General features: G+C 64.8%; 4 protein-coding genes. 2 read left to right on the top strand and 2 right to left on the bottom strand.

Translation table 11 applies throughout. The annotated features are described in order from the left end of the window. A partial coding sequence (locus tag EN939_RS31445) for an aldehyde dehydrogenase family protein (RefSeq protein WP_127271496.1) occupies positions 1-817 on the top strand: 817 nt, incomplete at its 5' end. A 69-nt stretch (positions 818-886) separates the two neighbouring features. Here the strand turns inward: EN939_RS31445 and EN939_RS31440 are convergent. Further along, positions 887-1201, bottom strand: coding sequence for an antibiotic biosynthesis monooxygenase family protein (locus tag EN939_RS31440; RefSeq protein WP_027039045.1), 315 nt, complete (start codon positions 1199-1201; stop codon positions 887-889). A gap of 60 nt (positions 1202-1261) precedes the next feature. Further along, positions 1262-1636, bottom strand: a complete 375-nt coding sequence (locus tag EN939_RS39460) for an energy transducer TonB (protein ID WP_245473240.1) — start codon at positions 1634-1636, stop codon at positions 1262-1264. Between the two features lie 205 nt (positions 1637-1841). On the opposite strand from EN939_RS39460, the gene EN939_RS39455 reads away from it, so the two are divergent. After that, the coding region (locus EN939_RS39455) for a hypothetical protein (RefSeq protein ID WP_245473239.1) at positions 1842-2110 on the top strand (269 nt) is incomplete at its 3' end.

The following is a 2110-nucleotide window of genomic DNA, read 5'->3' as shown; positions in this document are numbered from 1 at the left end:
GACCTTCGGGCTGCACACCCGGATCGAGGGCCGCGTGCAGCATTTCGTCGACGGCATCCACGCCGGCAACATCTATGTCAACCGCAACCAGATCGGCGCCGTCGTCGGTTCGCAGCCGTTTGGCGGCGAGGGGCTTTCAGGCACCGGTCCGAAGGCCGGCGGCCCGCACTACCTCCGCCGCTTCCGCAAGGGGCCGGAGGCTGGCACCCATGTGCAGGATGGCCACAAGGTCACGGCGACCGAACTTGCCGACAATCTGCCGGATCCCGCACTTGGCGGCTGGTCGACGCGGCCCGACCGGATCGCCATTCTGAGGAAGCATCTGCGCGGCAAGGGTGCTGCGGCCATTGGTGCGGCCGCCGGCATCGATTTCGGCCAGGTCGACCTGCCCGGGCCGACCGGCGAGGCCAACACGCTGTCGCTGTCGCCACGCGGACGGGTGCTGTGCCTTGGTCCTGACGGCGATACGCTGCTGGCGCAGACGATCCAGGCGCTCGCCGCCGGCAATGCCGTGCTGGCCGTTGCGCTAGGTGCACCGGCAGCCCTTTCCGCGTTGACCGGCAAGGGCCTGCCGCTGGCCGCCATCGACGGCCGGCCGGATCCGGTCGAGGCGCGCGCGCTACGCGTCGACGTCGTCGCTTTTTCAGGCACGTCCGAGGCCGCGCGCATCGTGCGCAAGGTCATCGCCGACCGCTCCGGCCCGATCGTGCCGCTGGTCACGGAGGTGCTCAACCCGGCGGCTTATGCGCATGAACGGGCGGTCTGCGTCGACACCACCGCCGCGGGCGGCAATGCGAGCTTGCTGGCCGGGGCCTGACCCCCGGTCAACTTTTGTTTTTATGCATGTCGTTGTCCCAAAACCGGGACCACTTTTGGACGACATGCATTACGCGCCTTCGACGACCGAAAAACCCTCGAACTGGGGGTGGCCGAGATAGTGGACCTTTGTCGTGCCGACATTCCTGTGGGCGGCGCGGAAATTCTCGGACTTGGTCCAGGCGATAAAATCGTCGTGGCTGGCCCACACCGTGTGCGACGCGAAAAGCGTGTAGCCTTCGGTCTCGTTGACCGGGCCGCGCAGCAGATGGAATTCCCTAAACCCCTTCATCTCAGCAAGGCTGGAATCGCGGTTCTTCCAGACGGCTTCGAAGTCGTTCTCCGAGCCGGTCTGCACCTTGAAGCGGTTCATTGCGATGTACATGGCGGTTCCTTTCGTGCGGATGTTGATGATTGGCGGCTGCAGCGTTTGTTCTGCGCACATTCAAAATGGGCCGATTTCGGTCTCGAACTCCAAATTTGCGCTTGCTGCCTGCGGTGGAATCGGAGGGAAGGGGGCTGCCTTGCGGACAATGCCAAGCGCTGCCTGATCGAAAGCCGCCGATCCTGAGGTTTCCAGAATGCGCAACTCGTTTATGTTGCCCTTCCTGCCTATGACGAATGTGACAACCGCATTGTTGCGTGCCGCCAGCTGTAGGGAAGGCGGGAGGGTGCGATTGACGCTGCCGAGCTTTCTAAAAACATCGCCGCGGTAGTTGCCTTCCGCGGCCGTGCCTGCCTCTTTTTGCCTTTTGCCCTTGCTGGCTGCTTGCGCCGACCGGTCCTCGCCATCCGCCGTGCCGCGCTTCTCATCCGCCATCTTTGAAGGGGCAGCTGCCGGAGTTGGCCTGGCTCTAGGGATCGGAGGCCGCTCCGGAACGGCGACAGGCGCTTCCGTGCTCTCAGGCTGAACGGTCAGCTGCGCCGGCGTTTCGGTCTTGGGAGCCACGCTCTGGCCATCGGGGCGTGGGACACCGGCCACCAATATGTCTGGGGCAACCGTCTGCTGTTTGACAGGTTCCGGCTTGGTCGTTGCCGCTTCCTTGGCTGGCCGAGAAGGCTCCGTTGGCGGCGACGGCTTGGGCGGCGTTGCCGGCTGTGGTTTGGCCGGTTGCGGGCTGGGCACCAGTGCAACGTTTATTGCCGCCGGGTCCTTGTCCAGCGCGCTGCCGGCCACGTTGCTGCCCGACTGTTCACTACCTTCCGGCTGCTCGGCGTCCTGGAAACTGGAAATCCCCGTAGGGGAGATCAGAAAGGCCGCCGCCACCGCGACATGGAGCAGGCAGGAGACGAC

It is taken from the genome of Mesorhizobium sp. M7A.F.Ca.CA.002.05.1.1 (assembly GCF_003998335.1).
In the GTDB taxonomy this organism is placed as follows: Bacteria; Pseudomonadota; Alphaproteobacteria; order Rhizobiales; family Rhizobiaceae; genus Mesorhizobium.
This window is presented reverse-complemented; position numbering and strand designations above follow the sequence as displayed.